Source organism: Aminobacter sp. P4_D5 (assembly GCF_056401815.1).
Genome location: NZ_JBFUIP010001252.1, coordinates 1 through 548 on the forward strand (window position 1 = coordinate 1; position 548 = coordinate 548).

Here is a 548-nt window from a genome sequence, read left to right on the forward strand (position 1 = left end):
TCATCCATCCGTAGGCCTGACCCCGGCTCAGGTGTCCAAGATKTCGCCCGTCGCGWGGGSRSAAAAATTTTCTCGCCGCAGGGCGATACGASGSGCGYGTGACGCTCGGCTGGGGGGCCAGGGGGTGGATACGCCASCTCGAGCGCCGGTGCCMGCGMCGCTGCCCGCGGCGGGCGCCTCGCCCAGTTGCAGCCCTGCTAGAGCCTCGCCTGCAGCACGAGGGCCATGTCCCCTCCATCGCGCCAGGTGCTGCTGGGTGACGTCCTGGCGGTGCCGGTGGGCGCGCGCCGCGCGCGAGGCGRGCATCGAAGTCGGTTTGTATCAATTGAGGCATGCGGCCGTCTGCCGGCTGATCTTGCGYGGCGTGCCAATGCGGTTGATCGCGGCAGCTCTCGACACAAGCTCGCCGATGATCGAGGCGAGCTATTCCCGCTTCATCAGCACTCTCGGTGAAAGCGCGATGGTCGCGGATGCCGCCGATTTCGGGAACTGAGAGGGCAGGCGCCGCCGAGGCCCGGGCGGGCTTCCTGGGCGTGCCAGTGGAGGCC

General features: G+C 69.2%; 1 protein-coding gene. It reads left to right on the forward strand.

What is annotated here, in order from left to right; genetic code table 11:
- Positions 1–370: 370 nt before the first annotated feature.
- Positions 371–493, forward strand: coding sequence for a hypothetical protein (locus AC1DWF_RS37785; RefSeq protein WP_476843535.1), 123 nt, complete (start codon positions 371–373; stop codon positions 491–493).
- Positions 494–548 lie beyond the last annotated feature (55 nt).